Origin of the sequence: Pseudoalteromonas sp. S1609 (assembly GCF_005887255.1) — a bacterium.
Lineage (GTDB): Bacteria > Pseudomonadota > Gammaproteobacteria > Enterobacterales > Alteromonadaceae > Pseudoalteromonas.
Genome location: NZ_PNDJ01000342.1, coordinates 1 through 396 on the forward strand (window position 1 = coordinate 1; position 396 = coordinate 396).

Annotated in this window: 1 pseudogene; it reads left to right on the forward strand. The window is 42.9% G+C overall.

Annotated features, from left to right (window positions below):
- Window positions 1-346, forward strand: a pseudogene (locus tag CWB76_RS19985) (sugar phosphate nucleotidyltransferase); the annotation flags it as partial.
- Between the last annotated feature and the right edge of the window lie 50 nt (window positions 347-396).

The following is a 396-nucleotide window of genomic DNA, read 5'->3' on the forward strand; positions in this document are numbered from 1 at the left end:
TAACCAAATTATGGATGAGCCTGTCACACATGAAGAAGTGCACAACTATGGTGTAGTTGATTTAGCGGGTAAAAATATTGTCCCAGGCGAAAATGCAGCCATTACCAACATGGTTGAAAAACCAAACAATGACGAAGCGCCAAGTAATTTAGCCATAACAGGGCGATATGTTGTGTCGCCTGCTATTTGGGATTTGCTTGAATATACGCCACCAGGTGCAGGCGGCGAAATCCAATTAACAGATGCATTACTACAGTTACGTCACCTTGAAACAATTGAAGCGTATCATTTAAAAGGTAAGTCGCACGACTGCGGGTCAATGCTAGGCTAGTTGCTGGCGAACGTATAGTATTCAATGCAATCAGGCCTAATGGGTGAACAATTTTCCAATCGAGT